At 44.1% G+C, this 858-nt stretch carries 1 protein-coding gene; it reads right to left on the bottom strand.

The genetic code is table 11. From position 1 onward, the window contains the following. Positions 1-858: malectin domain-containing carbohydrate-binding protein (locus BST99_RS05165; RefSeq protein WP_181044150.1), on the bottom strand; the 858-nt coding region annotated here is incomplete at both ends.

Here is an 858-nt window from a genome sequence, read left to right on the forward strand (position 1 = left end):
TTCTATAATCTCAATGGCATTGATATCAGCATCCTGAATATTGCGTATCAACTCAAGATCCAATGAACCATCTGTAACTGTCACTTGATAACTCAACATAAAGGCACCAAGAGCCCCATTGCGACCAAAGGCATCGATATTAGTAAACTCAGTAGGAACAGTCCCTTCAACCGATACATCAAATACACGTTGTCCTGGACCAGTAATGCCTGACCACAGCTCTGCAAAATACAGCCGGACCTCTACAAGTGTCCCATTATTTACTGGAAAAGACCATTGCATATTGGGATCCGAACCACGGTCATAGCGCTCGGTCTCAAACAGTTCACTGGGTAATCCCACAGCTAAAGAGGGATCTGTCATTACGATAGGACCATCGTAAGCACTACTCTTACCCTGATCATAAGTCGACTTTAAGGTTGAGTTGGCAATCAAATAAATCGAGTTGTTTACACTTCCAAAGTTCCCCGTATCTGATGACCAGTCAACTGGACTATCATCATGAGAAGCAATTGTCGAACCTCCTGTATTCACCCGATAAAGAACCTCTCCTCCACCTGAATTGCTCGTACTTACTGTCCAACTAAACTGTTGACTCACTTGATCACTCGAAGGCTTATCTGCAGTGACTGTAACAGTGTATGGACTCATAGCTGAACTTCCTGCAGCCAATACCCCACTGATCTCCCCTGTGGCACTATTAATAGACAATCCAACAGGCAACCCCTGTGCACCATAGGTAACAAGCTCACTCGGAGATCCTCCTTCACTACTCAACATCAGACTTACACTTGATCCCTCAAAACCTTGCTGATCCAAAACACTATCCAAAGTCAAGGAAGGAAAACTGTTGTCAAA

Origin of the sequence: Aureicoccus marinus (assembly GCF_002954325.1) — a bacterium.
Classification (GTDB): Bacteria; Bacteroidota; Bacteroidia; order Flavobacteriales; family Flavobacteriaceae; genus Aureicoccus; species Aureicoccus marinus.